At 71.8% G+C, this 23,049-nt stretch carries 29 protein-coding genes and 1 pseudogene; 20 read left to right on the forward strand and 10 right to left on the reverse strand.

Annotated elements, in window-relative coordinates; translation table 11 throughout:
- The first annotated feature begins 75 nt into the window (after nt 1-75).
- A complete protein-coding gene (locus tag E5082_RS22490; protein WP_135793054.1) occupies nt 76-459 on the forward strand; it encodes a VOC family protein in 384 nt (127 codons plus the stop codon).
- Between the two features lie 16 nt (nt 460-475).
- Here E5082_RS22490 and E5082_RS22495 read toward each other — a convergent pair whose 3' ends face one another.
- A complete protein-coding gene (locus E5082_RS22495; RefSeq protein WP_135793055.1) occupies nt 476-2,602 on the reverse strand; it encodes an MMPL family transporter in 2,127 nt (708 codons plus the stop codon).
- Between the two features lie 97 nt (nt 2,603-2,699).
- Here E5082_RS22495 and E5082_RS22500 point away from each other — a divergent pair, with 97 nt between their 5' ends.
- Both E5082_RS22500 and E5082_RS33755 read left to right on the forward strand, forming a co-directional pair.
- The gene (locus E5082_RS22500) at nt 2,700-3,173 is read left to right on the forward strand and encodes a MarR family winged helix-turn-helix transcriptional regulator (RefSeq protein ID WP_135793056.1); all 474 of its coding nucleotides are present in this window, start codon (nt 2,700-2,702) and stop codon (nt 3,171-3,173) included.
- 38 nt (nt 3,174-3,211) lie between these two features.
- Nucleotides 3,212-3,646: pseudogene (locus E5082_RS33755) on the forward strand (LacI family DNA-binding transcriptional regulator); the annotation flags it as partial.
- Between the two features lie 114 nt (nt 3,647-3,760).
- Here E5082_RS33755 and E5082_RS22515 read toward each other — a convergent pair.
- Complete coding sequence (locus E5082_RS22515; RefSeq protein ID WP_135793057.1) at nt 3,761-3,943, reverse strand: hypothetical protein; 183 nt, start codon at nt 3,941-3,943, stop codon at nt 3,761-3,763.
- 272 nt (nt 3,944-4,215) lie between these two features.
- Here E5082_RS22515 and E5082_RS22520 point away from each other — a divergent pair, with 272 nt between their 5' ends.
- Nucleotides 4,216-5,217 (forward strand): mechanosensitive ion channel family protein, encoded by a 1,002-nt coding sequence (locus E5082_RS22520; protein WP_190045208.1) that lies wholly within the window; start codon nt 4,216-4,218, stop codon nt 5,215-5,217.
- 82 nt (nt 5,218-5,299) lie between these two features.
- Here E5082_RS22520 and E5082_RS22525 read toward each other — a convergent pair whose 3' ends face one another.
- Complete coding sequence (locus E5082_RS22525; RefSeq protein ID WP_030805655.1) at nt 5,300-5,470, reverse strand: DUF5670 family protein; 171 nt, start codon at nt 5,468-5,470, stop codon at nt 5,300-5,302.
- A gap of 210 nt (nt 5,471-5,680) precedes the next feature.
- Between E5082_RS22525 and E5082_RS22530 the strand changes: the two genes are divergently transcribed.
- The gene (locus E5082_RS22530) at nt 5,681-5,926 is read left to right on the forward strand and encodes a DUF6479 family protein (protein WP_135793058.1); all 246 of its coding nucleotides are present in this window, start codon (nt 5,681-5,683) and stop codon (nt 5,924-5,926) included.
- A gap of 4 nt (nt 5,927-5,930) precedes the next feature.
- Here the strand turns inward: E5082_RS22530 and E5082_RS22535 are convergent, their stop codons facing one another.
- From E5082_RS22535 to E5082_RS22545, 3 genes are all read right to left on the reverse strand, one after another.
- Complete coding sequence (locus tag E5082_RS22535) at nt 5,931-6,440, reverse strand: SRPBCC family protein (protein WP_135793059.1); 510 nt, start codon at nt 6,438-6,440, stop codon at nt 5,931-5,933.
- Between the two features lie 68 nt (nt 6,441-6,508).
- Nucleotides 6,509-7,621, reverse strand: coding sequence for an aminotransferase class V-fold PLP-dependent enzyme (locus E5082_RS22540; RefSeq protein ID WP_135793060.1), 1,113 nt, complete (start codon nt 7,619-7,621; stop codon nt 6,509-6,511).
- 70 nt (nt 7,622-7,691) lie between these two features.
- On the reverse strand, nt 7,692-9,404 hold the full coding sequence (locus E5082_RS22545) for an MFS transporter (protein ID WP_135793061.1): 1,713 nt from the start codon (nt 9,402-9,404) through the stop codon (nt 7,692-7,694).
- Between the two features lie 238 nt (nt 9,405-9,642).
- Between E5082_RS22545 and E5082_RS22550 the strand changes: the two genes are divergently transcribed.
- The gene (locus E5082_RS22550; RefSeq protein ID WP_135793062.1) at nt 9,643-10,425 is read left to right on the forward strand and encodes a TetR/AcrR family transcriptional regulator; all 783 of its coding nucleotides are present in this window, start codon (nt 9,643-9,645) and stop codon (nt 10,423-10,425) included.
- 2 nt (nt 10,426-10,427) lie between these two features.
- Here E5082_RS22550 and E5082_RS22555 read toward each other — a convergent pair whose 3' ends face one another.
- Nucleotides 10,428-11,447: an LmeA family phospholipid-binding protein gene (locus E5082_RS22555; protein ID WP_167514120.1), complete on the reverse strand. Its 1,020-nt coding sequence runs from the start codon at nt 11,445-11,447 to the stop codon at nt 10,428-10,430.
- Nucleotides 11,448-11,816: 369 nt separating this feature from the next.
- On the opposite strand from E5082_RS22555, the gene E5082_RS22560 reads away from it, so the two are divergent.
- Nucleotides 11,817-12,158 carry an STAS domain-containing protein gene (locus tag E5082_RS22560; RefSeq protein ID WP_135793064.1) on the forward strand — a complete coding sequence of 114 codons (342 nt, stop codon included), beginning with the start codon at nt 11,817-11,819 and terminating at the stop codon, nt 12,156-12,158.
- Nucleotides 12,159-12,165: 7 nt separating this feature from the next.
- Here E5082_RS22560 and E5082_RS22565 read toward each other — a convergent pair whose 3' ends face one another.
- Nucleotides 12,166-12,642, reverse strand: a complete 477-nt coding sequence (locus E5082_RS22565; RefSeq protein ID WP_229918707.1) for a YbaK/EbsC family protein — start codon at nt 12,640-12,642, stop codon at nt 12,166-12,168.
- A gap of 54 nt (nt 12,643-12,696) precedes the next feature.
- Here E5082_RS22565 and E5082_RS22570 point away from each other — a divergent pair, with 54 nt between their 5' ends.
- From E5082_RS22570 to E5082_RS22630, 13 genes are all read left to right on the forward strand, one after another.
- Nucleotides 12,697-13,290, forward strand: a complete 594-nt coding sequence (locus tag E5082_RS22570) for a TetR/AcrR family transcriptional regulator (protein ID WP_135793066.1) — start codon at nt 12,697-12,699, stop codon at nt 13,288-13,290.
- Between the two features lie 136 nt (nt 13,291-13,426).
- Entirely contained in the window at nt 13,427-13,735 is a 309-nt protein-coding gene (locus tag E5082_RS22575) for a gas vesicle protein GvpO (RefSeq protein WP_229918708.1), read from the forward strand.
- A 66-nt stretch (nt 13,736-13,801) separates the two neighbouring features.
- The gene (locus tag E5082_RS22580; protein ID WP_086695747.1) at nt 13,802-14,254 is read left to right on the forward strand and encodes a gas vesicle structural protein GvpA; all 453 of its coding nucleotides are present in this window, start codon (nt 13,802-13,804) and stop codon (nt 14,252-14,254) included.
- A gap of 3 nt (nt 14,255-14,257) precedes the next feature.
- Entirely contained in the window at nt 14,258-14,971 is a 714-nt protein-coding gene (locus E5082_RS22585; RefSeq protein WP_135793067.1) for a GvpL/GvpF family gas vesicle protein, read from the forward strand.
- A 38-nt stretch (nt 14,972-15,009) separates the two neighbouring features.
- Entirely contained in the window at nt 15,010-15,267 is a 258-nt protein-coding gene (locus E5082_RS22590; RefSeq protein ID WP_135793068.1) for a gas vesicle protein GvpG, read from the forward strand.
- 46 nt (nt 15,268-15,313) lie between these two features.
- Nucleotides 15,314-15,835, forward strand: coding sequence for a hypothetical protein (locus E5082_RS22595; RefSeq protein ID WP_135793069.1), 522 nt, complete (start codon nt 15,314-15,316; stop codon nt 15,833-15,835).
- Nucleotides 15,828-17,018 (forward strand): SRPBCC family protein, encoded by a 1,191-nt coding sequence (locus E5082_RS22600; RefSeq protein WP_135793070.1) that lies wholly within the window; start codon nt 15,828-15,830, stop codon nt 17,016-17,018. Before E5082_RS22595 ends, E5082_RS22600 begins: the two co-directional genes overlap by 8 nt.
- Before the next feature lie 57 nt (nt 17,019-17,075).
- The gene (locus E5082_RS22605; RefSeq protein ID WP_135793071.1) at nt 17,076-17,486 is read left to right on the forward strand and encodes a gas vesicle protein; all 411 of its coding nucleotides are present in this window, start codon (nt 17,076-17,078) and stop codon (nt 17,484-17,486) included.
- Nucleotides 17,479-18,255: a GvpL/GvpF family gas vesicle protein gene (locus E5082_RS22610; RefSeq protein ID WP_229918709.1), complete on the forward strand. Its 777-nt coding sequence runs from the start codon at nt 17,479-17,481 to the stop codon at nt 18,253-18,255. The genes E5082_RS22605 and E5082_RS22610 overlap by 8 nt, the downstream gene beginning before the upstream one ends.
- A gap of 2 nt (nt 18,256-18,257) precedes the next feature.
- Nucleotides 18,258-18,500, forward strand: a complete 243-nt coding sequence (locus tag E5082_RS22615; protein WP_135793072.1) for a gas vesicle protein — start codon at nt 18,258-18,260, stop codon at nt 18,498-18,500.
- Nucleotides 18,501-18,502: 2 nt separating this feature from the next.
- The gene (locus E5082_RS22620) at nt 18,503-18,805 is read left to right on the forward strand and encodes a gas vesicle protein K (protein ID WP_037854751.1); all 303 of its coding nucleotides are present in this window, start codon (nt 18,503-18,505) and stop codon (nt 18,803-18,805) included.
- Between the two features lie 47 nt (nt 18,806-18,852).
- Entirely contained in the window at nt 18,853-19,263 is a 411-nt protein-coding gene (locus tag E5082_RS22625) for a hypothetical protein (RefSeq protein ID WP_135793073.1), read from the forward strand.
- Nucleotides 19,264-19,630: 367 nt separating this feature from the next.
- The gene (locus E5082_RS22630; RefSeq protein ID WP_135793074.1) at nt 19,631-20,941 is read left to right on the forward strand and encodes an MFS transporter; all 1,311 of its coding nucleotides are present in this window, start codon (nt 19,631-19,633) and stop codon (nt 20,939-20,941) included.
- A 3-nt stretch (nt 20,942-20,944) separates the two neighbouring features.
- On the opposite strand, the gene E5082_RS22635 is transcribed toward E5082_RS22630, so the two are convergent.
- Nucleotides 20,945-22,042 carry a glutamate--cysteine ligase 2 gene (locus tag E5082_RS22635; protein WP_135793075.1) on the reverse strand — a complete coding sequence of 366 codons (1,098 nt, stop codon included), beginning with the start codon at nt 22,040-22,042 and terminating at the stop codon, nt 20,945-20,947.
- Nucleotides 22,043-22,099: 57 nt separating this feature from the next.
- Nucleotides 22,100-22,900: an SDR family NAD(P)-dependent oxidoreductase gene (locus E5082_RS22640; protein ID WP_135793076.1), complete on the reverse strand. Its 801-nt coding sequence runs from the start codon at nt 22,898-22,900 to the stop codon at nt 22,100-22,102.
- Nucleotides 22,901-23,049 lie beyond the last annotated feature (149 nt).

Consider the following 23,049-nt stretch of genomic DNA (forward strand, 5'->3'; position numbering starts at 1 on the left):
GAAGGCTCCCCGGTACGGCACGTCCGGCTTCCTTCCGGCCCACCGGATTCGCCCGTTCTCCGTACACTGGCGCGCATGGCATGCCGCATCAGTGAGCTGGTCGTCGACGCCGTCGACCCGGAGCGGCTCGCCGCGTTCTGGAGCGACGTCCTCGGCTACGTGGAACTCGGCCGGGAGGACGACGGCAGCATCGAGATCGGCCCGCCCGGCGCCGGGTTCGGCGGCCCGCAGCCCACGCTCGTCCTCAGCCCCACCACCGACCCCCGCCCCGCCAAGCTCCGCCTCCACATCGACGTCAGCCCCACCGACCGCGGCCAGCCCGCCGAACTCGACCGCCTCCTCGCCCTCGGCGCCCGCCCGGCCGACATCGGCCAGACCGGCGAGGAGTCCTGGCACGTCCTGCTCGACCCGGAGGACAACGAGTTCTGCCTCCTCCGCAGACGCCTGGATCCGGCGTAGCCGCGGCCGGAGAGGGCTACTGCTTCTGCTCGATGCGGTCCTCCGTCGACTCCCGTTCCTGTGGGGCCCGTTGCTCACGGGACAGCTTGCCCGGCCACCACACCGCCGGGCCGATGTCCCGGACCAGGGCGGGGACGAGGAGGGAGCGGACGACGAGGGTGTCGAGGAGGACGCCGAAGGCGACGATGAAGGCGATCTGGACGAGGAACGCCAACGGAATGACGATCAGCGCGGCGAAGGTCGCGGCGAGGACGACGCCGGCCGAGGTGATGACGCCGCCCGTGGCGATCAGACCGCGCAGGACGCCCTCCCGGGTGCCATGGCGGACGGTCTCCTCGCGGACGCGGGACATCAGGAAGATGTTGTAGTCCACGCCGAGCGCGACCAGGAACACGAACCCGTACAGCGGTACCGACGCGTCCGTGTCGGAGAAACCGAGGCCGTGGCGGAAGACCAGGCCCGCGATGCCCAGCGTGGCCAGGTAGTTGAGCGCGACCGTCGCCACCAGCAGCACCGGCAGCAGCAGACAGCGCAGCAGCGCGATCAGGATCACCAGGATGATCAGCAGGACGACGGGGACGATCAGGTTCCGGTCGTGCTCGGCGGTGCGCTCGGTGTCGTACTGCTGGGCGCTGTGACCGCCCACCAGCGAGCCGGGGTCCAGCGCGTGCAGCCGGTCGCGCAGCCGCTCGACGGTCGCCTTGGCCGCGTCGCTGTCCGGCGCGTCGGTCAGGGTCGCGTCGACCCGTACGCGTCCGTCCACCACCCGAGGGGTACCGCCCGGCTTGCCGGTCGCGCTCAGCGGGGCGGCCGAGGCCACGCCGGGCGTCTTCGCCGCCGCGGCGGCCACCTCCGCGCCCTTGGCCGCGTCCGCGATGACGACCACGGGCTGGCCGGAGCCGCCCGGGAAGTGCCGACCGAGCGTCTGCTGGGCGGAGACGGACGGGGCGTCGTTGACGAAGAGTTCGTCCAGCGGGACACCCTTCGACTTGAGCGCCGGGAAGAACGCCGCGCCCACGACGAGCACGGCACAGGTCGCCAGCCACACCTTCCGGGGGCTGCTGTCGACCCGGTGCGCCACCCGGCGCCACAGGCCGTGGCCGCCCGTCGCCGCGTCCGCCGGGCGGGGCTTGGCCGGCCAGAACGCGGCGTGGCCCAGCAGAGCGAGCACCGCGGGCAGGAAGGTGAGTGTGGACAGCACCGCGCACCCGATGCCGATCGCGCCCACCGGGCCCAGCGCCCGGTTGTTCGTCAGGTCGCTGAGCAGCAGCGCGAGCAACCCGAGCGCGACGGTGGCCGCGCTGGCGGTGATCGCGCCGAACGAATTGCGCAGCGCGCCCCACGCCGCCTCCGCCCGCCGGGCGCCCCGCGCCAGCTCCTCGCGGAAGCGGGCGGTGAGCAGCAGGGCGTAGTCGGTGGCCGCGCCGATCACCAGGATCGAGAGGATGCCCTGCACCTGCCCGTCCACCCGGACGACACCGTGATCGGCGAGGACGTAGACGATGGCGCAGGCGATGCCGAGCGCGAACACCGCGCCGACGATGACGACGAACGGCAGCAGCACACTGCGGTACACCAGCAGCAGGATCACCAGCACGGCCGCCAGTGCCGCACCCAGAAGGATGCCGTCGATACCGCCGAACGCGTGAGTGAGATCGGCCTGGGTGGCGGCCGGACCGGCGACCTGGGCACGTGTGCCCGCCACGCCCGCCGCCGTCCGCTCGACCCGGTCCACCACATCGGTGACCTTCTCGCCCAGTTCCGGGCTGAGCGGGACCACACCCTCCAGCGCGGCCCCGTCCTCGGCGGGGAGCGCGGGGGACGGACGGCCCACCACACCGTCGCCGCCGGCGAGCGACGCCAGCGCCCGCGTGGCCGCCTCGCGCTGGGGCGGGGTGATCTTCCCGCCGTCCTCGCCGGTCCAGACCACCACGGCGGGGAGCGTCTCCTGCCGGTCGAAGGTCTTCTGGAGGGCGAGGGTCCGGGTGGACTCCGCGCTGCGCGGCAGGAAAGCGGTCTGGTCGTTGGTCGACACCTCGCCCAGCTTGCCCGCGTAGGAGCCGAAGGCCCCGCCGAGGGCGAGCCAGACCAGGACAAGGACGAGGGGGACCAGCCAGCGGACCGGTCGGCGTACGGGGTTCATGCGCTCCCCAGGCAGGAGTGGGCGGATGCCGGGCAAGGTGCCTCAACCGTAAAGTATCTCAATGATCGAGAGATCTGGAGATCATATCCTTGGAGACATGCAGCCCGAACGCCCGGAGGAGCGTCCTCCCAGCGACCTCCAGGGGTACGCCGTCCTCCTGCGCACCCTGAACAGCGAGATAAACCGCATCGCCCACGCGTTCGCCCAGGCGCACGGCCTTCACGCCACGGACGTCCACGCGCTCGCCGCGATCATGGACGCCTCGGCCCTGGACGGCGAGCCCATGACCCCCTCCCGGCTGCGTGAGCGCCTGAACCTCACCTCGGGCGCCGTATCGGCGTGTCTGGACCGCCTCGAACGTGCCGGCCACGTCACCCGCGCCCGTGACAGCGCCGACCGCCGCGTGGTCCACCTGCACTACAACCCCGCCGCCCGTACCCTCGCCCGCCAGTACTTCACCCCCCTCGCCCGCGGCACCGAGGCGGCCCGCCGCCGCTTCACTCCGGAGCAGCTCGAAACCGTCGCCGAGTTCCTAGGCGCCCTCAATCGGGAACTGGCCGCGGAGCGCTGAGACGGCAAGGGGTGGAAGTGGTGCGGGAGCGGGTCACCGTGGCGGACGTCGCCCGTGCGGCCGGAGTCTCCTCCGCCACGGTGTCGTACGTGCTGTCGGGCAAGCGCGCCGTCACCCCGAGACCCGTACGGCCGTCGAGGCGGTCATCGCCGGGCTGGGCTTCGTCGAGCGGCAGTTGGCGTCTCACCGTGCGGCGCACGGTGGGCGGGGAGGTGGGCGTGGTGCTGGGGGAGGGGCGCGAGGGGGCTGCCGGGATCGCCCTGGCCCCCGGCCGACGGCACGTCACGCCGGTCAGCGGCGCCATGCACGCCACAGGCGGCTTCGGTGCCGTCGGCCGCGCCTTCCACAGCTACGTCCGGCGTCATGTCCTGCCCCGGCCAGATGAGTTGCGGCCCGTCCTCTACAACTCCTGGGAGGCGACGGGGTTCGAGACCACCGAGGAGGGCCAGCTGAGGCTGGCCCGGCGGGCGGCCGGTCTCGGGGTGGTCGGGGGCGACCCTCACGGGCTTCGGTCTGCCCGTCCCCGACCTGCCGGACGGCGACTGCGCGAGCGCGCTGGTGCGCCTGCGCAGAGGGGCGTGACAGGGTCAGCGGCCGAGGGGCGGTCCCATCGGGCCGGGCGTGTGCGACCCGGCGCCGGGCAGACCGGTGCCCGGGGGCATCACCCGTGCCAGGTCGCGGTGTATGCGGTCGGCTTCGCCCCGCACCTCGGCGGGGACGTCACCGCGCTCGGCGACGAGACGGCTGAAGATGGGGGTGTCGGTGAACATGGCGGAGGCTGCTCTTTCCAGTGGGTCGCCGGGGGTGGGGGGAGCGACGGGACGGGTGACGGTCACCTGCCGTGGCCGGACCGTCGGCGGGCCGGAAGACGGCGGTCCCGAGGAACGCCCGGCCAGGAACGGGCACACGACACCTTAAGGGGCGGTACCGGCAACGCGTGTCCGGGGACCCGGTCCAACTGGGCAGCTCAGATGATCATGTCTTACTTGTTCGAGGGTAGACGCGGCCGACAAGTCCGAAAGTCGTCGAATACGGAGTAGTCGTGCCGACACCGCACCTTTCCCCACCGCCCAGCGCGTCCGGAGCCGTGCATCTCGCCGCGTCCTGGCCGAACTGGCTGGAGGCGCACACCACGGCACTCGTCGAGGTCCCCTTGCGCATCGCCCTGATCGTCGTCGTCCTGGCGGTGATCCGCTGGGTGGCCAAGCGCGCCATCACCCGCGTCGTCCAGCACATCCTGCAGCCCTCCGGCGACGACCACGAGTCCCGCCCGCCGCGCCGCGTCGGGCGCGGGGCCGCCGTCCTGCTGCGCGACCGCACCCGCTCCTCCCAGCGCCGCGAACAGCGCGCCCGCACCATCGGCTCGGTGCTCAGCAGCGGCGTCACCATCGTTCTGGCCCTGCTTGGTACGGCCATGATCCTCGACCAGGTCGGCATCGCCCTCGGGCCGCTGCTGGCCAGTGCCGGAGTGGTCGGCCTCGCCATCGGTTTCGGCGCGCAGAGCCTGGTCGCCGACTACCTCTCCGGCCTGCTCATCATGGTCGAGGACCAGTACGGCGTCGGTGACACCGTCGACCTCGGCGAGGCCGTCGGCGAGGTCGAGCGCATCGGCCTGCGCCTCACCCACGTCCGTGACCTCAACGGCGGCCTGTGGCACATCCGCAACGGCGAGGTCCTCCGCGTCCGCAACGACAGCCAGGACTGGGCCCGTGCCGTCCTGGACGTCGCCGTCGCCTACGACGCCAATCTCGACACCGTCTACCAGGTGCTGGAGGACGCCGGCCGCAGCCTGCGCCAGGACCCGGCCTTCTCCGCCGTACTGCTGGAGGACCCCAGCGTGTGGGGTGTGCAGTCGCTGGACGCGGACGGTGTCGTCGTCCGCCTCGCCGTGAAGACGATCCCGCTCCAGCAGTGGGGCGTCACCCGCGAGCTGCGCCGCCGTGTGAAGGACGCGCTGGACGCGGCCGGCATCGACATTCCCTTCCCGCAGCGCACCATCTGGCTGCGCAACGAGGAGCCGGAGACGCGGCTCACCGCCCGCTGACTCTCCCCGGGCACGACGAGGGGCCCGGCCGTGGGAAGGCCGGGCCCCTCGTCATGTCCCGCGGTGCGCGCGTGCGTTCCGCCTACCAGCGGTACCAGCGGCCACGACGGCCACCGCTGCCCGCGGGGCGCACGAAGAAACCGACCAGCCACACGACCAGGACGATCACCGCGATCCACCACAGCGCCTTCAGGGCGAAGCCCGCGCCGAAGAGGATGAGAGCCAGCAGAAGAACCAGAAGCAAAGGAACCATTGTTGTAACCTCCTGACCGCCGATTGCCCCTGACCAGCGAATACACGCACACGATTGCCAAGTTATTCACACGACTGGAAGGGCATGTGGACGTGTTGCCGTGCAGGCCGTCCCGGCAGTGGTGCTCCGTTCGGTGCAGCGCGGACGCGGAGGAGGCTGACGGGGCCGGTGAAGAGGGATTCTCCGCGTGCGCGGGGGTAACCGCCCTGCATGAACATCGCTGCTGAATTCCTCGCCGCGTCCAGCAGGACCGCACTCTGGCTCCTAGCCGTGGGCGTGATCGTCGCCGTGATCCTGCTGGGCGGATTCCTGCTGGGCAGCCGACGGGCGCGCTCGCGCCGCATGTCCACGCAGCCGCCCGGCGCCGACACCCGCCGTGGCCCGCAGGACCAGTCGGGCGTCGGCTGGCAGACCCCGGAGGACAACCCGGAGAACCACTCCCACCACCGCCGCTGACGGCTCACGCCGCGTGCTGCCGCTCCAGCTCCCGCTTGAGGTTGGCCAGGGTCCTGCGGATGTTGCGGGTCTGGAAGTCGGGGAAGGTGCTGCCCGAGGTGACGATCCGGTCGAAGACGCCGGCCACGAAGTCGGGCCAGGTGCGGCGGTCGTCGGTCCAGGTCTCGGTGACGCGGGTGCCCTCGCCCTCCGGCTCGAAGCGGTACTCCCAGGTGGCGATCGGGCCGCGCAGGCGCGGGCGGCCGACGCCGATGGCGTGGACCCGGAAGGCGAAGCGGCGGCCCGGCTCGGCCGCCGTGACCGTGCACCGGGTCACCCAGCGGAAGCGTCCGCGCTTGTTCCGTCCGACGAAGCTGGTGCCCACCTCGGCCGGCCCCGCCGCCGAGCCGGGGGTGGTGCCCAGGTTCTCCGGGCTCCAGCGGCCCATGGCACCAGGGTCGCTCACCGCCCGGTAGGCGGCGTCCGGCGAGACGTCGATGACGATGCTGTCGCTGACACTCAGCACACGGGCCACTGCGCTGCCTCCTACCGGGAATGTAGCTACTGCCGAGTAGGAATCATGGCACGGCCCTGCCGGCCCGGTCAGTCCCCGAGGGCCGACAGGGCGGCGGTGACCTGGGCGCACACCTCGGGCGGGGTCGAGGCGTGCGGGGAGAACCTCAGTGAGTCCGCGCGCACCGTCGGCGTGACGCCCTCGGCGTGCAGCGCCTTCGCCACGAGCGCCGGGTCGCGGTCCGGCACGGTGAAGGAGAGGATGCCCGCGCGCCGGGCCGGGTCGGTGGGGGAGAGGACCCTCCCGCCGTATGTCCGGACGACCTCGGTGAGCTCACCGGCCCGCTCCGCGATCGCGGCCTCGATCGCGCCCACGGTGTGCCGCTCCACGAGGTCCAGGGCGGCCGCGAACGCGGCTGCCGTCACCGGGCTCAGGTTGGTGATGGACCAGCGGCCCGCGTCCGGGGCGGGCGGGTGTTCCGCGCCGTCGAAGAGGCCGGCCTCCGCCACGCCCGTCCAGCCGGTGAGCACTGGTTCCAGGGTTTCCAGCGCGCGGTCGGACAGGGTGGCGAAGCCGGTCGCCCACCCGGCGCGCAGCCACTTCTGGCCGCCGGCCACCACCACGTCCGCCGCGTCCCAGGGCAGCTCGGCCGCGCCGAACGCCTGAATGGCGTCCACGACCAGCAGCCGGTCCGGCCCGATCGCCTCGCGCAGCCCCGCCAGATCCGCCCGGAACCCGGTGCGGAAGTCCACCGCGCTCACCGACAGCGCCACGACGTCCTCGGTCAGCGCGGCCCGGACCAGCTCCGGGGTCACTCCGCCGCCGGGCTCGGGGTCGAGCCAGCGGGGCGTCACCCGGCCGAGTCCCGCTGTGCGGCGCCACGGGTAGTGGTTGGCGGGGAAGTCGCTGCGCGGGACGAGGACCGTGCCCTCCCGGATGCCGAGCGCCGCGTGGAAGAGGCCGGTGGACGCGTTCGGCAGCAGCACGGTGTGCCGGGCGTCGGTTCCCGCGAGGCGGCCGGCGGTGTCCCGCGCGGTCATCTCCGCCCGCATCAGGCCGTCCACCGTGGTGTGGTCGGCACGGGCGGACTCCGCCAGGGCCCGTGCGGTGGCGTCCACCACGTCCCGCGACGGCGGCCCGAACCGCGCGAAGTCGAGATACCCGGCCGGTGTGTCGAAGTGAGCTGCGTACGAAGTGAGCACGGGCTCATCCTCCCCGGTACGGGACGGGCCGGGCACCCCCGCGCCGGGGATGCCCGGCCCGTCCGCCCGCTCAGTGCCCGGCGGATTCCCCGGGGCGCGCCTGGCGCGGCAGGAGGAAGGCGAGCAGGAACGTCAGGACGAGCATCCCGTCCACGATCCACAGCACGGTCTTCATGACGGAGCCGAAGCCGCCCTCGAACGCCGACGTGGCGGTGGCCTGGAGCGCGGCCGGTATCCGGGCGCCGTCCTGCGGCGAGGTGACGACCGACCGGGTGTCCTTCTCCAGCGTGGTGCAGGAGGCCGGGGTCGCCGCCGGGTCCTTGGCGACCGCACGGTCCGAGGCGCAGCTCCGCAGATCCGCCACGACCCGGTCCTGGGCGGCCGGCGCGACATGGGCGGCGGTCAGCTGCCTGCGCAGACCGTCGGAGTCGTGGTCGACGGCGGTGGCGATGCCGCCGCCCAGCAGGCCGAAGAAGACGGTGCCGAGGATGGCCACGCCGAAGGCGCCGCCGAGCTGCTGGACCGCCGTCATGGTGCCGGACGCCGAACCAGTCTCGTGCTGCTCGACACTGGCCAGCACGATGTCGAAGAAGGGCGCCATCAGCAGGCCCATCCCGATACCCGTCACCAGCAGCGAGGGCAGGAGCTGCCAGGGGCCCACACCGCTGCCCGCGAGGTCCAGGGTCAGCCAGACCGTGAACACGCCGAGCGCCATGACCAGCGCGCCGCCCTGGAGCACGGCGCGGCCGAAACGGGTGACCGCCTGGGCGAGCCCGAAGCCGACGATCATGCCGCCCGACCAGGGCACCATCACCAGGCCCGCCTTCAGCGGCGAGTAACCGAGACCGATCTGGGTGTACAGGTTGAAGACCAGCATGAAGCCCTGCATGGCCGAGAAGAAGACCAGGCCGAGGATCATGCCGCCGCTGAAGCCGCGCTTGCGGAACAGGCTGACGACCACCAGCGGGTCCAGGCCCGCCCGGCTGCGCCGCGCCTCGTACGCCGCGAAGGCGGCGAAGACGACGACCGAGGCGGCCATCATCACGAAGGTCCATACCGGCCAGTCGTACTCACGGCCCTGGACCAGTGGGAAGATGAGGAGCAGCGCGGCCAGGGAGACCAGGAGCATGCCGGGGATGTCGAGGCGGGGCTTGCTCTCGGAACGGGTCTTCGGCAGGTAGCGCACGGCACCCAGCAGGGCGGCGGCGCCCAGCGGCAGGTTGATCAGGAAGATCATGCGCCAGCCGGTGCCGAGGTAGTCGGCGTCCACGAGCCAGCCCGCCAGGATCGGCCCGGAGACGGCGGACAGGCCCATGACCGGGCCGAACATGCCGAACGCCTTCTGCGACTCCTTCGGCGGGAACATCTCCTTGATCATGCCGAGGCCCTGCGGCAGCATCACCGCGCCGAAGAGCCCCTGTATGACCCGGGCGCCGATCAGCATCGCGGGCGACACCGAGACCGCGCAGAGCAGCGAGCCCACGGTGAAACCGGCGGCGCCGACCAGGAACATGGTGCGGCGGCCGTGGATGTCGCCGAGGCGGCCGCCGGTGAGCAGGCCGACGGCCATCGAGAGCGTGTACGCGGCGGCGAGCCACTGGAGGGTGGAGGCACCGCCGCCCAGGTCGGCGCGCATGGACGGGCCCGCGATGTTCGTGACCACCGCGTCCAGGAGGTCCATCACCTCGGCCGCGAGGATCACGAAAAGCGCAGCCCAGCGCCACCGGTAGGGCGCTGGTGAGTCAGTGGGCGTCCCGGCGGACGCGACACCGGTGGTGGACATCGAAAACTCCTCGCGGAAGGGGCCGTAGCCGGAGAGCACTGTTCACCGTAGCAGAACAGTGCTCACCCAAAGAACGCTGTTCATCAAGATATAGCGCAAGGGGAGCGCCGAGAACAAGATATATCGCGTGTTCACTGCCGCGGGGTGCCCTGTGGAAACTGCTCCAGGAAACGCGCGCCCGGCGCTCACACCGCTCACCAGCCGTGAACACTGTTCTCCGACGGCCTAGACTGTCCCTATGAGCGACGCGGCCGCCGGCAACCCCGCACCCCCTCCGCCATCCCCCTGGGAACGCGAGCGTCCCGCCCGTCCGCAGACGGCACCCCAGCGCACCCCCCTGTCGCGCGAGCGGATCGTCGAGGCCGCCTTCACCGTGCTGGACCGCCAGGGGCTCGACGGGCTTTCCATGCGCCAGGTGGCGGCCGAACTGGGCGTCACCGTCTCCGCGCTCTACGCCTATGTCAGCTCCAAGGACGACCTGCTGGAGCTGATGTACACCCGGCTCTTCGACGGCTTCACGATGCCCGCGCCCGACCCCGAGCGGTGGCGCGAGCAGATCCGGGACTACGCGCACGCGGGACGCAAGCGCCTGCTCTCCCACCGGGACGTCGCCCGGATCTCCATGGCCCACGTCCCCTTCACGGCCGAACTCCTGCCGCACGTGGAGGGGCTGCTCGCCATATTCCGCACGGCCGGGCTGCCGGACCGGATCGCGGCGGAGGCAGGTGACCTCATCTCCACCTACATCGACGGCTTCGTGCTGGAGGAGGGCATGTGGCAGGACCGGGCCGCCGCCCGGCCGGACGACGGCGACTCCTCACTGGCCCGCCCCGACTGGCGCGAGATGGCCGGCGAGATGCAGAACTACTTCGCCTCCCTGCCCCCGGCGGACTTCCCCCACCTGCGCGCACTCGCGGACGTGATGGTGTCCGACTCCTCCGACGAGCGGTTCGACATCGGCCTGGAGATCATCCTGCGGGGCCTGGCGAGCTACCTGCCGGACAAGGCGCCGGACGCCTGACTTCAGCGTCCGCCCGCCGCCCGCGCCTTCGACGTGTCGCCGAACGCCAGCGCACCGCCGCTGAGGTGGGCCCGGATACCGTCCCGCTCCACCGTGACGCGCTGGATACGGATGTCACCGGGCGTCCTCGGCAGCTCGAAGGACAGATTGAGCCGATCCGCGAGCTGCGGCTCGGTGACACCCCGGACCGCACCCATCAGCCGGGGATCGACGCCGAGCTTGGCCGGCAGGTCGGGCTGGTCGGCGGCCACGTCGAACAGGTTGACCTTCATCAGCTTGGCCACGAACCCCGGCGTGCCGGTGAGCCGCTCCAGGGCCGGCTCGCTGCGCATGGCATCGCGGAGCTGCGACCGGTCGATCCCGGCACGCTCCGCGATCACCGGCACGGCCAGCATGGCGCGCACTTTGTCCCGCCGCTCCGCCACCGCGCGCGCCGCCTTCGGCGTGAGCCGGAGCCCTCCGTTCCGGCCGGGCCGGAAGACGGCCACGTCCCCGATGTCGAGCCGCATCCGGCTGATGCCGGTCGAGACCCCGCGGTCGCCGGACCGCCCGATGCGCGCCTGCGCGTGCAGCCCGAGCCGCTGCCCGCCGATCGGCACCTGCCCGTCCGCCTTGATCGCGCCAGGCCCCAGCTTGCTGAACTGCACCTGGGACGCGCCCAGTTCACGGTCGAGGTCCTCGAAGGAGAGCAGTACGTCGCCGTCGACGGAGTGCACGGTGCCGCCCTTGAGGCGGGAGGGGAGTTCGCCGTCGAGCCGTACGTCGTGGGCGGTGGCATGGACCCGCGCCAGCGACACCCGGTCGGCGGCGAGGTCGGGGACCGTGACGTGCGCGGTGTCGATCCGCTTGTCCAGCACCTGGGTCAGGAACGGGAAGCCGTCGATCTCGACCTGCGGCGCCGCCTCCAGACGCAGCGACTTCTGCAACTGGTCCTCGGTCTCGCGCTCCGCGAACAGCACCGCGAACCGGTCGCCCAGTACCAGGAAGGCCAGCGCCACGGCGACCGCGATCCCGGCCTTCACCAGGCGCCGCAGATTCTTGAACCGCCGGGTGCGCCTCCGCCCGCGCCCGCGGCGACCGGAAGGCTGCCCGCCAGGGTCGGTCCAGCCCGCGGACGGGCCGCCGGCTACGGCGTGATCCTGGGCGTTCGTCGAGCGGTGGGACGCCATGCGAGTGGAGGAGCGCATCACGCCACCCCAACACGTCACCGCAGGTCGGACGCAAATTTCAGCCTCTCGGGCGCGACGGTTCTCACACCGTGGTGACGGGGACGCGTGGCGCGGGTGAAGAAGCGCTACCGATGATGTGGCGGCCGTGTGTACGGACCCGGTGGGCTGAGGGACCATGGGAGGCAGAGCAGTGTTCCGCCTCCCGCTGCGAAGGAGGTCCCCATGGCAGCCGAACCGCCCTTCGAGCCGCCCATCGGGCCTGTCCTGACGGTCTCGGCCGCCGACGTCCGGCTGCCCGAGCTGATCCTGGCCGGGGACATCGGCGCCGAAGCCCTGCGTGATCTGGAGGAGGTCCTCGGCTCCCCGCCACTCCACACGGCCACCGCCTGGACCGTCGACATGAGCCGGGTGACCCGCATCGACCTGGCCTGCGCCTTCGCCCTCCTGCGCGGAGCCACCCTGCGGCCGGAACCCGCCGAACTCACCATCCGCGGCCCCCGCCGGACCGTCCAGCGCATCCTCCGCAACGCGGGACTCGACGTGGTGGCCGTCATCGAGGAGTGAGGCGTACCTACGCCTCGGCGACCTCGGCCGGCTCCCCGCCGGTGATCCGTACCAGCTCCGGGAAGGTCGTCCGGAACACCGTGTGCGGCATTCCGGCGCCCGCCCAGAGGTGCTCGTGCTCGGCCAGGGTCGCGTCGATCAGGGTGCGTACGGGCCGCGGATGGCCGACCGGGGCCACGCCGCCCACCTCCTGGCCGGTGGCCGTGAGGACGAAGGCCGGGTCCGCGCGCCGGATTCGCTTGCGGGCCACGCCCAGCAGACCGGCGAGACGCCGGGTGTCCACGCGGTGGGCACCGCTGGTGAGGACGAGCAGCGGGTCGCCGCCGACGGAGAAGACCAGGCTGTTGGCGATCGCCCCCACCGGGCAGCCGACCTGGGCCGCCGCGGTGGCCGCGGTGGGCGCCGGGTCGGGGAGTTCGACCACTTCGGCGTCGCTGCCGAGTTCCCGCAGGGCCTCGCTGACCCGCAGTACACGTTCGTGCACGGTGACCTCCGGGCGGGGAGTACGTAACAAGCGTTCGGTACGTAAGGTAGCAGCATGCCGCCCGCGCCCGGAGATCATGACGCCCGTCGGGAGGACGTGAGCCGGGCCGTGTGGCAGGTGCTCGCGGACAAGGGGTTCGGCGGGCTGACCCTGCGGGCGGTCGCCGCCGCGATGGGGGTCTCCACCGGGATGCTGATGCATTACTTCCCGACGAAGCGGGCCCTGATCACCCACGCCCTGGACCTGCTGGAGACCCGGACCGCCGGGCGCCCGCGCCGCGAACGCCCCGCACCGGGCCTGGCCACCGTACGGGCGATGCTGCTCGACATCCTGCCGCTGACACCGGGGGACACCGCCCGCAACCGGGTCTGGGTGAGTTCCTGGGACCTGTCGCTCGCCGACGACGGGCTGGCCGCCCAGCAGGCGGACCGGTACACCCGGCTGCGGGCCTCGCTCCGCCCCCACCTGGAAGCAGCGCGCGAGCTGGGCGAACTTTCCGCGCACGCGAACCCGGAACAACTCGCCGCGACCGCCGTTGCGTTCACGCACGGCCTCGTCGTGCAGGCTCTTTTCGATCCGGGCCGATTCCCTGAGGACGCCCAAGTCACCTTGCTGGACGGCTTCTTGGCGTCCCTCGCCACGTCCTGAACTGCTCCCCTCCAGTAGCACCGCCGTTCGATTCGATCGCTCACGCATATGTGCGAGACCCACGGGCAACCGAAGCGGAAGGCGTAGAGGACAGGTGAAGGACCTCCTCGAAGACTCCCGTTCAGGGGAGGGGATCGTGGACAGAACAGACAGCAAGAGCGAGAAGAGCGGTCAGGATTCGGACGAGCGCATGGACCTGCCGACCGTGATGCGGCAGGCGGGCGCACAGCTCGCCGGACTGCTCCAGCGTGAGGTGAGCGCGGTCTCGGCCGTGAAGGCCACCGACGACGGCTGGATGGCGGACGTCGAGGTCGTCGAGGTCGAGAAGGTGCCGGACACGATGAGTGTCATGGCCTCCTACCGCGTCGAACTCGACAAGCAGGGACGGCTCATGGCCTACGAGCGCGTACGCCGATACGCCCGGGGTCAGATCGACCGCCGCTGAATCAGAGGGCGGCCGCAGCGGATCGAGCGCGCGGCGCCCTGAACGGATCAACGGAAAGAAGTCAGCATGGCACTCGTACAGCAGTCCAGCACCCAGTCCGGCGGAAGCGGCGGCGGTGGAGGCAATCTCTACGACGTCCTGGAACTCATCCTGGACCGAGGGCTCGTGATCGACGCGTTCGTGCGCGTCTCCCTCGTCGGCATCGAGATACTCAAGATCGACGTCCGGGTGGTCGTCGCCAGCGTCGACACCTACCTGCGCTTCGCCGAGGCGTGCAACCGCCTCGACCTGGAGGCCGGCCGCAAGGCGCCGAGCCAGCTCACCGACCTCGTCGGCGACATGACGGAGAGCGGGGCGAAAGGAAAGTCAAAAGGAGCACTGACCGGAGCCGTCGAGGCGTTCACCGAGTCGCTCGGTAGCAAGCGCGACGACTCCGAGGAGGAGGAGCCGCAGCCCCGTAAGCGCGCGGCGCGCAAGTCCACGTCCAGCCGGCAGTCCAGCCAGAACCGCGGGGAGTAATCCGTGCCCACCTACGTCTACGGCATCACCGGAGCCGACCATCCGCTGCACCTGGAAGAGGTCTTCGGCGTCGGCGAGACCCCGGCACCGCTGCGCACCGTCCGCACCGGCGACCTCACCGCCGTCGTCAGCGATGCGCCGGAAGGCCTGCGGGCCAAGCGCCGCGATGTGCAGGCCCACCAGCGCGTGCTGGAGGTCCTGATGGGCGACGGCGCCACTCTCCCCATGCGCTTCGGACTGCTCGCCCCCGACGACGAGCAGGTGGCGAGCGCGCTCGACGCCGAGAGCGACCGCTACCGCGCCCGCCTGGAGGAGCTGGACGGCCACGTCGAGTACCACCTCAAGGTCTCCCGCGAGGAGGACGACCTGCTGCGCGAGATCGTGGCCGAGTCCGAGCAGGTCCGTGAGCTGCGCGAGCGCACGCGGAACCAGTCCGGCGGGCACGACGAGCGGGTCGCGCTCGGTGAGCTGATCTCCCGCGAGGTGTCCGCCCGCAGCAGCGCGGAGGCCGAGGAGCTCTCCCAGCGGCTCGCGCCCGCGGCGACCCGTCTGTCGGCGGGGGAACCCAGCTCGACGCACTTCCTGAACGTGTCCTTCCTCGTCCCCGAGGACGGGGTGGAGAGCTTCGTCCAGGCCGTGGAGCGCGAGTCGGACCAGCGCGGGGACGCGTACACCTTCACCCTCACCGGGCCGCTGCCGCCGTACAGCTTCGTCTGATCACACTCGCCCGGCCGACGACGGAAGGGAGCACCGGAATGGGACTCATCACCGGCATCGTGACCTTTCCCCTCGCCCCCGTGCGCGGCTCGCTCTGGGTCATCGACCAGGTGCTGACCGCCGCGGAGGAGGAGTACTACGACCCGGAACCCGTCCGGCGCGAACTGGCCGAACTCGAACGGGCGTTGACCAGCGGCCAGATCTCCGACGAGGAGTACGACCGCCGCGAGGACGAACTGCTCGACAGGCTGGACGAGATCGACGCCCACCGGCGAGGGAACGGAGGAGGTCGCTGACCAGACCGCGCACACGACAACCCGCAGAGACTGAGGTACTCAACGAATGACGAAGAACGCCAAGATAGCCGCCGCCCTGGTGGGCGGATATGTACTGGGGCGGACCAAGAAGGCCAAGATGGCCATCGGCCTGGGCATGTTCCTGGCCGGCAAGAAGCTCGACCTCGACCCGCGCCGCATCGGCACGCTGATCGCCGAGTCGCCCGCCCTCGCCGGTCTCAACGCCCAGGTCCGCAAGGAGCTGGTGGAGACCACGAAGGCCGCGGCGACCGAGGCGCTGACCAAGCGCGCCACCGGCCTCGCCGACTCGCTCGCCGACTCCATCTCCCAGCGCACCAAGGCGCTGGACGGCCCACAGGACGACGAGGCCGAGGACGAGGAGGGCGACGAGGAGGAGAAGCCCGCCAAGCAGCAGCGCTCCTCCGCCTCGGGGGGCACGCGCCGCAAGACCGCGGCTGCCCGCAAGAGCACCGGCGCCGCGAAGTCGGCCGCCTCCCGCAGCGGCGGGGCCGCCAAGAAGCGGGCCTCCTCCGCCACGCGCAAGAGCGGCGGTAACGGCAATGGCTGATTCCGCACTGAGCAAGGCCAAGGACGAGGTCGTCCACAACGAGTCGACCGACCGCCTGAAGGAAGCGCTGGGCAACTATCTGCGCGCCCGCGCCGAGCACACCGTCAGCCAGCTCGGTCACAAGCTCGGCGAGAGCGTCACCAAGCTCGGCACGCCGGGCGAGGGCGGCCCGCTCAAGAGCCTCGCCAAGGGCGGGCAGGCGCTCGCCGACGGCAAGTCACCGGCGCAGGCGGCCATGTCGGCGGGCGCCTCCCACCTGAAGGACACCGTGAAGGACAAGGTCAAGGGTCTGTTCGGCAAGGGACGCAAGTCCGGTGGCGGCAAGTCCAAGAGCGTGACCATCGTCGAGGACATCGAAGTCGGCGTGCCGGTGCGCGAGGCGTACGACCAGTGGACCCAGTTCCAGGAGTTCTCCACCTTCGCCAAGGGCGTGGTGAGCGTGGAGAAGGCGGACGACACCACCAGCAACTGGAAGGTGAAGGTCGCCAAGTCCACCCGGAGCTGGAAGGCGAACGTCACCGAGCAGGTGCCGGACGAGCGGATCACCTGGACGACGGAAGGGGCCAAGGGCACCGTCAAGGGTGTCGTCACCTTCCACGCGATCACCGACAACCTCACCAAGGTGCTGCTGGTCCTCGAGTACTTCCCCAAGGGGCTGTTCGAGAAGACGGGCAACATCTGGCGCGCCCAGGGCCGCCGGGCCCGGCTCGACCTCAAGCTCTACCGCAAGTTCATCATGATGCGCGGCGAGGCGACCGACGGCTGGCGCGGCGAGATCCGCGACGGTGACGTGGTCGTCAGCCATGAGGACGCCATCGAGCAGGAAGAGGCGGAACAGGGCGAGGAGGAGCAGGACGAGCCCCGCGCCGAGGAAGAGGGCGACGAGGGCGAGCCCACCGACGCGGCCGACGCCGACGCCGACTCCGACGAGGACGACCTCGAGGACGACGAGTTCACCGACGAGGCCGCCGAGGACGAAGAGCCCGCCGAGGACGGCGAGGAGGAGTACCTCGACGAGGCCGACGACGACGTCGAGCCCGAGGACGCCGAGGAGTACGAGGCCGAGGCCGACGAGCCGGAGGACGAGGAGTCCTACGACGAGGCCGAGGAAGAGCCCGAGGCGGACGAAGAGACGGCTCCCCGGTCCTCCCGGCGCCGGCGCACCGCCGACGCGAGCGCCTGATCCGGGAACCAGCCGAAAGACAGGGTTGAGAACGTGTCCGATTCACTCGCCGGTCGAATGCCGGGCCCTCCGCGCACCGCGCCGTCCTACGCGGGGCAGGGAAGCAGCGCCAATCTGGCCGACATTCTGGAGAGGGTCCTCGACAAGGGAATTGTGATCGCGGGGGACATCCAGATCAATCTGCTCGACATAGAGTTGCTGACCATCAAACTCCGCCTGCTCGTCGCATCCGTCGACAAGGCGAAGGAAATGGGCATCGACTGGTGGGAGCACGATCCCTCGCTCTCCTCCCGCGCGCAGCCGTCCGCCACCGCTCCCGCCGCGCCGGACCCGGCGCTGAGCGAGGAGAACGAGCGGCTGCGGGCCGAGATCGCCCGACTGCGCGCCGCCGCCGAGCTGCCCGCCGGCCAGGAGGCCGACGCGGCCGCCCGGCCGGAGCCCGCGGAACAGGAGACCGGCCGTGAGTGAAGCGGAGATGGAGTACGTGTACGCCGTCGGCCCCGGGGGCCTGGCCCTCGACCGGACGGCCCCGGTCGCCGGGGTCGACGGCGGCACCGTACGCACGGTCGGCGGCGCACGGGGGCTCACCGCCCTGGTGTCCGCCGTTCCGGCCGACCGGTTCGCCGAGGAGCACCTCGCACCCCAACTGGAGGACCTGGAAAGGCTGGAGGCGATCGCGCGGGCCCACCACGCCGTGGTGGACGCCGCCTTCGCCACCGCCACTGTCCTCCCGATGCGCCTGGCCACGGTCTACCGCGACCAGACGCGCGTCGCCGCCATGCTCGACGAGCAGCACGCCTATTTCGAGGAACTGCTGCGCACCCTGGACGGCCATGTCGAACTGGGGCTGAAGGTGTACGCCGAGCCGCGCGCCGCCGCGCCCGCCGAGGAGCCCGAGCCGGCGGGCGCGAGCCCCGGCCGTGCGTATCTGCAGCGCCGCCGCGCCGAGCGCCGCCGCGCCCAGGACACCTACGGCGCCGCCCGCGACACAGCGGAGCAGGCGGCCCAGGTGGCTTCCGCGCTCGCCTCCGCCCGTGCCGTCCACCGCCCCCAGCAGGGCGAATGGTCGGCCGGCCGGGGCGAGAACGTGGCCAACGAGGCGTATCTCGTGCCCCGGCAGCACGTGGACCGGTTCCGAACCGAGCTGGGCGCGCTCGCCTCGGACCTCCCCGGTGTCACCATCGAGGTGACCGGGCCCTGGGCGCCGTACTCCTTCGCGGGCGGGGTCGCGAGTTGAGCATGCGGCCCGCGAACGGACAGGGCGCCGAGCCGGTCGGCCAGCCACCCGTCGCCCTGATCGACCTGCTGGACCGGCTGCTGAACGGCGGGGCGGTGCTCACCGGCGACATCGTGCTGAGCATCGCCGACGTCGACCTGGTGCACATCAACCTGCGCGCGGTCATCCGCTCGATCACGGGGGACGCGCCGGGGCCCGCCATCATCCCGCCGCGTGCCGCACCGAGCAGGCTTGAGGAGATCTGACGATGCCGGAAACACCCGCGAACGCGCTGGCCGCCCATATGCGGACGGACCCCGACACGGTGGAACGGGATCTGATGAAGCTGGTGCTCACCATTGTCGAATTGCTGCGCCAGCTCATGGAGCGCACGGCCATTCACCGGGTGGACCAGGGAGATCTCGACGACGACCAGGAAGAACGCATCGGTATGACGCTGATGATTCTCCAGGAACGCATGGAAGAACTGTGTGAGCGATACAACTTGACAATGGACGAACTGAACCTGGATCTCGGCCCGTTGGGATCGTTGCTGCCCCGAGACCTGTGAATTCCGAAAACCTGTTTTGGCGCCGGGGGAAAGGACACTAGGGCACTATGACTGACGACAAAAAGAACACCAGGAGCACCACCGCGGCGAGTGCCAAGAAGGCCGCCTCGTCCAGTACCGCCGCGGCGCGGGCGACGGCCGGCACCGCCAAGGAGTCGGCGCAGGAGGCCAAGAAGTCGACGGTCTCCACCGCCCAGTCGGTCGGTGACACCACCCAGCGTGTGAGCCGCGCGGCCGTCGCCGGTCTGCAGACCGGCCAGCAGGTCGTCGCGGCCAACACCGCCAAGGCCGTCGAGGTCGCGGGCACCGCGTGGACGGTCATCAAGCACCGCAAGGCGGCCGCCGCCGCGGCCGCGGCCGGTGTGGCGGGCGTCGCCGGAGCCGCCTTCGCGATAGGCCGCTCGACGGCCAAGCCGCAGATGGGCCCCCTGACCCGACTGGCCCGGGGCCGGATCTGAACACACTCGCTCCGCGAGAACAGCACCACCCACGGCGACCTCCCCCGCGTCCGCCGACGCGCGGGAGGTGCCCGTGTGTCCGGGGTGCCTTATGTGACGAACCGCACCTTACGGACGAAGGCGCAGGCAGAGGCGGGTCCGGTGGCCGACCGTACGCGAACGTCACCGGCGGCGGGCCGGGGGAGGTGTCCTGGTCTGCCAGGATGGTCGGGCCGCAGGCCGGGCAGGTCCCCTGGTGGCCCCCGCCGCGGCAGCCGACAGTTCGGCGGAACGACCGCGCAGGCCGACGAGGGCCCGCGGCCCCGCCGTCTCCGCCGATACCCGTGCGCGTCACCGCGACCGGGCCTGTCCCATCAGGTACGCCACCATGTCCTCCTCCTCCGCCGGTGCCCCGCGCCCGCGTGCGCTCACCGACGCCTCCTCACCCTGGCGTTCCCTGAAGTACCGCAGCATGCGATGGTGGTCCGTCGCCCACCTCGTCTCCAACACCGGCACCTGGATGCAGCTCACGGTCCAGAACCTGCTGGTGCTCCAGATCACCGGCTCGGCCGCGGCGACCGGCCTGTCCATGTCCGTACAGGCGGCCCCCGGTCTGCTGATGGGCCTGGCGGGCGGCACCTTCGTCGACCGGTGGCCGCGCAAGCTGACCGCCGCCGTCAGCCAGGCGCTCCTCGGTGTCGTCGCCCTCGTCACGGCCTTCCTCGTCGTCACGGACCGGCTCGACCTGCCCGCGCTGATGGCGCTGGCCGCCGTGACCGGTCTGGTCGCCACCGTCGACGGACCGGCCTGCTCGCTGCTCGGCAACGACCTCGTCCGCGCCGAGGACGTGCCCTCCGCCATCGGCGTGGGCTCCCTCGTGCACAGCGCCGGACGGCTCGCGGGCGCGGCGCTGGCCGGAGTCACCGTCGGCCTGCTCGGGACGGCCTCCGCCTACGCGGCCAACGCGCTGTCCTTCCTGTTCGTCGCGGCCGTGATCCCCTTCCTGCGCCCCCAGCGCCACACGGAGCCCGCCGCCCTGGACCGCGCCTCGAAGGACGCGCCGGACATGAGCGCACGGCAGGGACTGCTCTTCTTCGCGCGCCGCCCGCGGCTGGTCGCCCTCGCGGGCATCACCGGGATCAGCGCGGTGTTCGGCCGCAACTACGCCCTCACCCTGGCGGTCCTGGTCACCGGGCCGCTCGCCGGCGGGGCCGGGTCGTTCGGCACCGTCTCCACGGTGCTCGCCGCCGGGGGCATCGTCGGCGCGGTGCTCGCCGCCCGGCTGCGCAAGCCGTCGGTCCGGCTGGTCGGCCTGCTCGCGGCGACCGGGGGTCTGCTCCAGGTGGTCGCCGGACTCGCGCCGTCGCTCGCGGTGCTGCTGGTGCTCGTGCTGCCCATGGCCGTCGTCGAGTCGGTCTCGGACACCGCCGGGACCACCGTCCTCCAGACCGACCCGCCGCCCCACCTGCGCGGCCGGGTCCTCGGCGTCTGGAGCACCGTCTCCACGCTCTGGGGGCTCGCGGGTCCGCCCGTGCTGGGCCTGCTGATGCAGCACGCCGGTGCGCGGGGCGCCCTCGTCGCGGGCGGACTGCTCATCGCCGCCACGGTCGGCGCCGGCCATCTGCTGCGCGGCCGGTGGGCCCCGGCGCCGGTGCCGGTGGCCGAGGACCGGCCCGCCGTCCTCGTCACCGCCGCCTGAGGGTCATACCTCGCCGGTGCGGCGCACGCACTCGGTGACGACCGCGCGGAGGCTGTCCGTGCGGGCCAGGACCGCGCGCTGGACCATCGCGCCGTTGCCGTGCTTCAGCAGACCCGCGAGGGTGTCCTGGACGCCCTTGGCGTCGCCGTGGTCGTCCAGGGCGTCGCGTACGTGGTCGAACAGCGCCCGCACCACCGTCTCCGCCGGGGCGGGACGCATGGTGAGGGGGTGCAGCAGGTGCTCCTCCAGGCCGTAGCGGGCGGCCTGCCAGGCGGCGAGCCGGACCAGGGAGGTGTCGAGCCGGGCGGGGGGCTCGCCCGCCTGCCACTCGCGGGCGGCCGTCTCCACGAGGGCGCGGCACAGCAGGGCCAGCAGGACCGTGGTGTCCGGGTCCAGGCAGACGTCGGCGACCCGGATCTCGACCGTCGGGTACCGGGCGGAGAGCCGGGCGTCGAAGTAGATCATCCCGGTGTCCCGCAGCACTCCGGTGCCGATCATGTCCCGTACCCGCTCGTGGTACCGGTCGGCGGAGCCGAAGAGGTCCGTCGGCCCGGCCGAGGGCCAGCGTCCCCACATCTGGCTGCGATAGCTGTTGTAGGAGCTGTCCTGACCCTGCCAGAAGGGGGAGTTGGCGCTCAGGGCGAGCAGGACCGGCAGCCAGGGGCGGATACGGTCCAGTACGGCCACGCCCTCCTCGTCGGAGTCCACCGAAACGTGCACATGACACCCGCAGGTGAGCTGGTCCGACAGCGTCAGCCCGTAGCGGTCTGCCATCCAGTGGTATCGCCGGTCCGGGGTCAGCGTCGGGCTGACCGGCAGGGGAGAGGTGGCGAGGGCGGCCACCGCCGCGCCGGTGCGCCCCGCGAGCAGTCCCGCCTCGGCGCGGCACCTGCGGATCTCCGCCGCCAGCTCGTCGGCCCGGGTCTGCGGTGCGGTGGCGAACTCCACCTGCTGGCGTTGCAGCTCCGGCTCGAAGACCTGCTCCTCGTCAGCCCCGGCGGCCCTGTCGGCCTGCGCCAGCACCGCCGCCGCGACGGCCCGCGGCTCGCCGCTCTCCGCGTCCACCAGGAGGAGCTCCTCCTCCACTCCCACGCTGCGCACGCGGCCCGTCCTCCCTGCCCGGTCCGGGGACCGGCCCTCTTCGCTGTGTCCAATCGGTCATTCGGCGCCCGAGCCGGGCTCGGCCATCCTGCGATGGGCCTCGGCCTTGAGCTTGTCGGGGACCACCTTGGCGGCCATACCCTCCGCCTTCGTCTTGGCGGACCCCGCGATTACTTTGTCCTTGCCCTCGAAAAGGGCGTCCAGTCCCTCGCGTGCGACCTCGGCCGGGTCGTCCTTCTCCTGCTGGCCGACCTGCGTGTCGTCCATGTCGGCGCGGTGGAAGAACTCAGTCTCGGTGGGGCCGGGCATCAGCAGGGTCAGGGTGACGCCCCTGTCCTTCAGCTCGCTCTGCAGGGCCTGGACGAAGGACTGCACGAACGACTTCGACGCGTTGTACACCGCCTGGAAGGTGCCGGGCATCGTAGAGGCGATGGACGAGGTGACGAGGATGCGGCCCCGGCCCCGGGACACCATCTCGCGCACCACCCGCTTGCCCAGGTGCACGGTCGAGCGCACATTGAGGTCGACGATCTCCAGCTCGTCCTCCAGGTCGGTCTCCGCGAACGGGCCGCCCTGGCCCACCCCCGCGTTGAGCACCGCGACATCGAGGGGACGGCCCGTCGCGGTGACCGCCGTCCACAGCTCCTCCGTCTGGTCGTAATGGCGCAGGTCGGCCCGGACCGGCTCCACCGACGCCCCGGTCTCCGCCCGGATGTCCTGGGCCGCCTGCCGCAGCCGGGTGTCGTTCTCGGCGTTGATGATCAGGTCGTAGCCGCGCTCGCCCAGCTGCTTGGCCAGCTCGAAGCCGATACCGCTGGACGCGCCCGTGACCAGGGCGAGAGGCTTGAGATCGTTCATGGCCGGGTCTCTTCCTGTACGAGTTCCGCTGTGAAGGGCCGGTGCGGGGCGCGCCTCGCGTACCTCCAGCAGTTCCCATATCGGCCGGTCCTGAACGGACCGAGGACACGGTGGCCCCGATCGAGGGCGTTTCCGTGCTCCCGTCGGGG

It is taken from the genome of Streptomyces griseoluteus (genome assembly GCF_004784465.1).
In the GTDB taxonomy this organism is placed as follows: domain Bacteria; phylum Actinomycetota; class Actinomycetes; order Streptomycetales; family Streptomycetaceae; genus Streptomyces; species Streptomyces griseoluteus.

Coding starts and splice junctions, on each gene's coding strand:
- E5082_RS22490 (WP_135793054.1), top strand. CDS start 76: ATGGCATGCCGCATCAGTGAGCTGGTCGTCGACGCCGTCGACCCGGAG.
- E5082_RS22495 (WP_135793055.1), bottom strand. CDS start 2,602: ATGAACCCCGTACGCCGACCGGTCCGCTGGCTGGTCCCCCTCGTCCTT.
- E5082_RS22500 (WP_135793056.1), top strand. CDS start 2,700: ATGCAGCCCGAACGCCCGGAGGAGCGTCCTCCCAGCGACCTCCAGGGG.
- E5082_RS22515 (WP_135793057.1), bottom strand. CDS start 3,943: ATGTTCACCGACACCCCCATCTTCAGCCGTCTCGTCGCCGAGCGCGGT.
- E5082_RS22525 (WP_030805655.1), bottom strand. CDS start 5,470: ATGGTTCCTTTGCTTCTGGTTCTTCTGCTGGCTCTCATCCTCTTCGGC.
- E5082_RS22530 (WP_135793058.1), top strand. CDS start 5,681: ATGAACATCGCTGCTGAATTCCTCGCCGCGTCCAGCAGGACCGCACTC.
- E5082_RS22545 (WP_135793061.1), bottom strand. CDS start 9,404: ATGTCCACCACCGGTGTCGCGTCCGCCGGGACGCCCACTGACTCACCA.
- E5082_RS22550 (WP_135793062.1), top strand. CDS start 9,643: ATGAGCGACGCGGCCGCCGGCAACCCCGCACCCCCTCCGCCATCCCCC.
- E5082_RS22560 (WP_135793064.1), top strand. CDS start 11,817: ATGGCAGCCGAACCGCCCTTCGAGCCGCCCATCGGGCCTGTCCTGACG.
- E5082_RS22570 (WP_135793066.1), top strand. CDS start 12,697: ATGCCGCCCGCGCCCGGAGATCATGACGCCCGTCGGGAGGACGTGAGC.
- E5082_RS22580 (WP_086695747.1), top strand. CDS start 13,802: ATGGCACTCGTACAGCAGTCCAGCACCCAGTCCGGCGGAAGCGGCGGC.
- E5082_RS22590 (WP_135793068.1), top strand. CDS start 15,010: ATGGGACTCATCACCGGCATCGTGACCTTTCCCCTCGCCCCCGTGCGC.
- E5082_RS22595 (WP_135793069.1), top strand. CDS start 15,314: ATGACGAAGAACGCCAAGATAGCCGCCGCCCTGGTGGGCGGATATGTA.
- E5082_RS22600 (WP_135793070.1), top strand. CDS start 15,828: ATGGCTGATTCCGCACTGAGCAAGGCCAAGGACGAGGTCGTCCACAAC.
- E5082_RS22605 (WP_135793071.1), top strand. CDS start 17,076: ATGCCGGGCCCTCCGCGCACCGCGCCGTCCTACGCGGGGCAGGGAAGC.
- E5082_RS22615 (WP_135793072.1), top strand. CDS start 18,258: ATGCGGCCCGCGAACGGACAGGGCGCCGAGCCGGTCGGCCAGCCACCC.
- E5082_RS22620 (WP_037854751.1), top strand. CDS start 18,503: ATGCCGGAAACACCCGCGAACGCGCTGGCCGCCCATATGCGGACGGAC.
- E5082_RS22625 (WP_135793073.1), top strand. CDS start 18,853: ATGACTGACGACAAAAAGAACACCAGGAGCACCACCGCGGCGAGTGCC.
- E5082_RS22630 (WP_135793074.1), top strand. CDS start 19,631: ATGTCCTCCTCCTCCGCCGGTGCCCCGCGCCCGCGTGCGCTCACCGAC.
- E5082_RS22640 (WP_135793076.1), bottom strand. CDS start 22,900: ATGAACGATCTCAAGCCTCTCGCCCTGGTCACGGGCGCGTCCAGCGGT.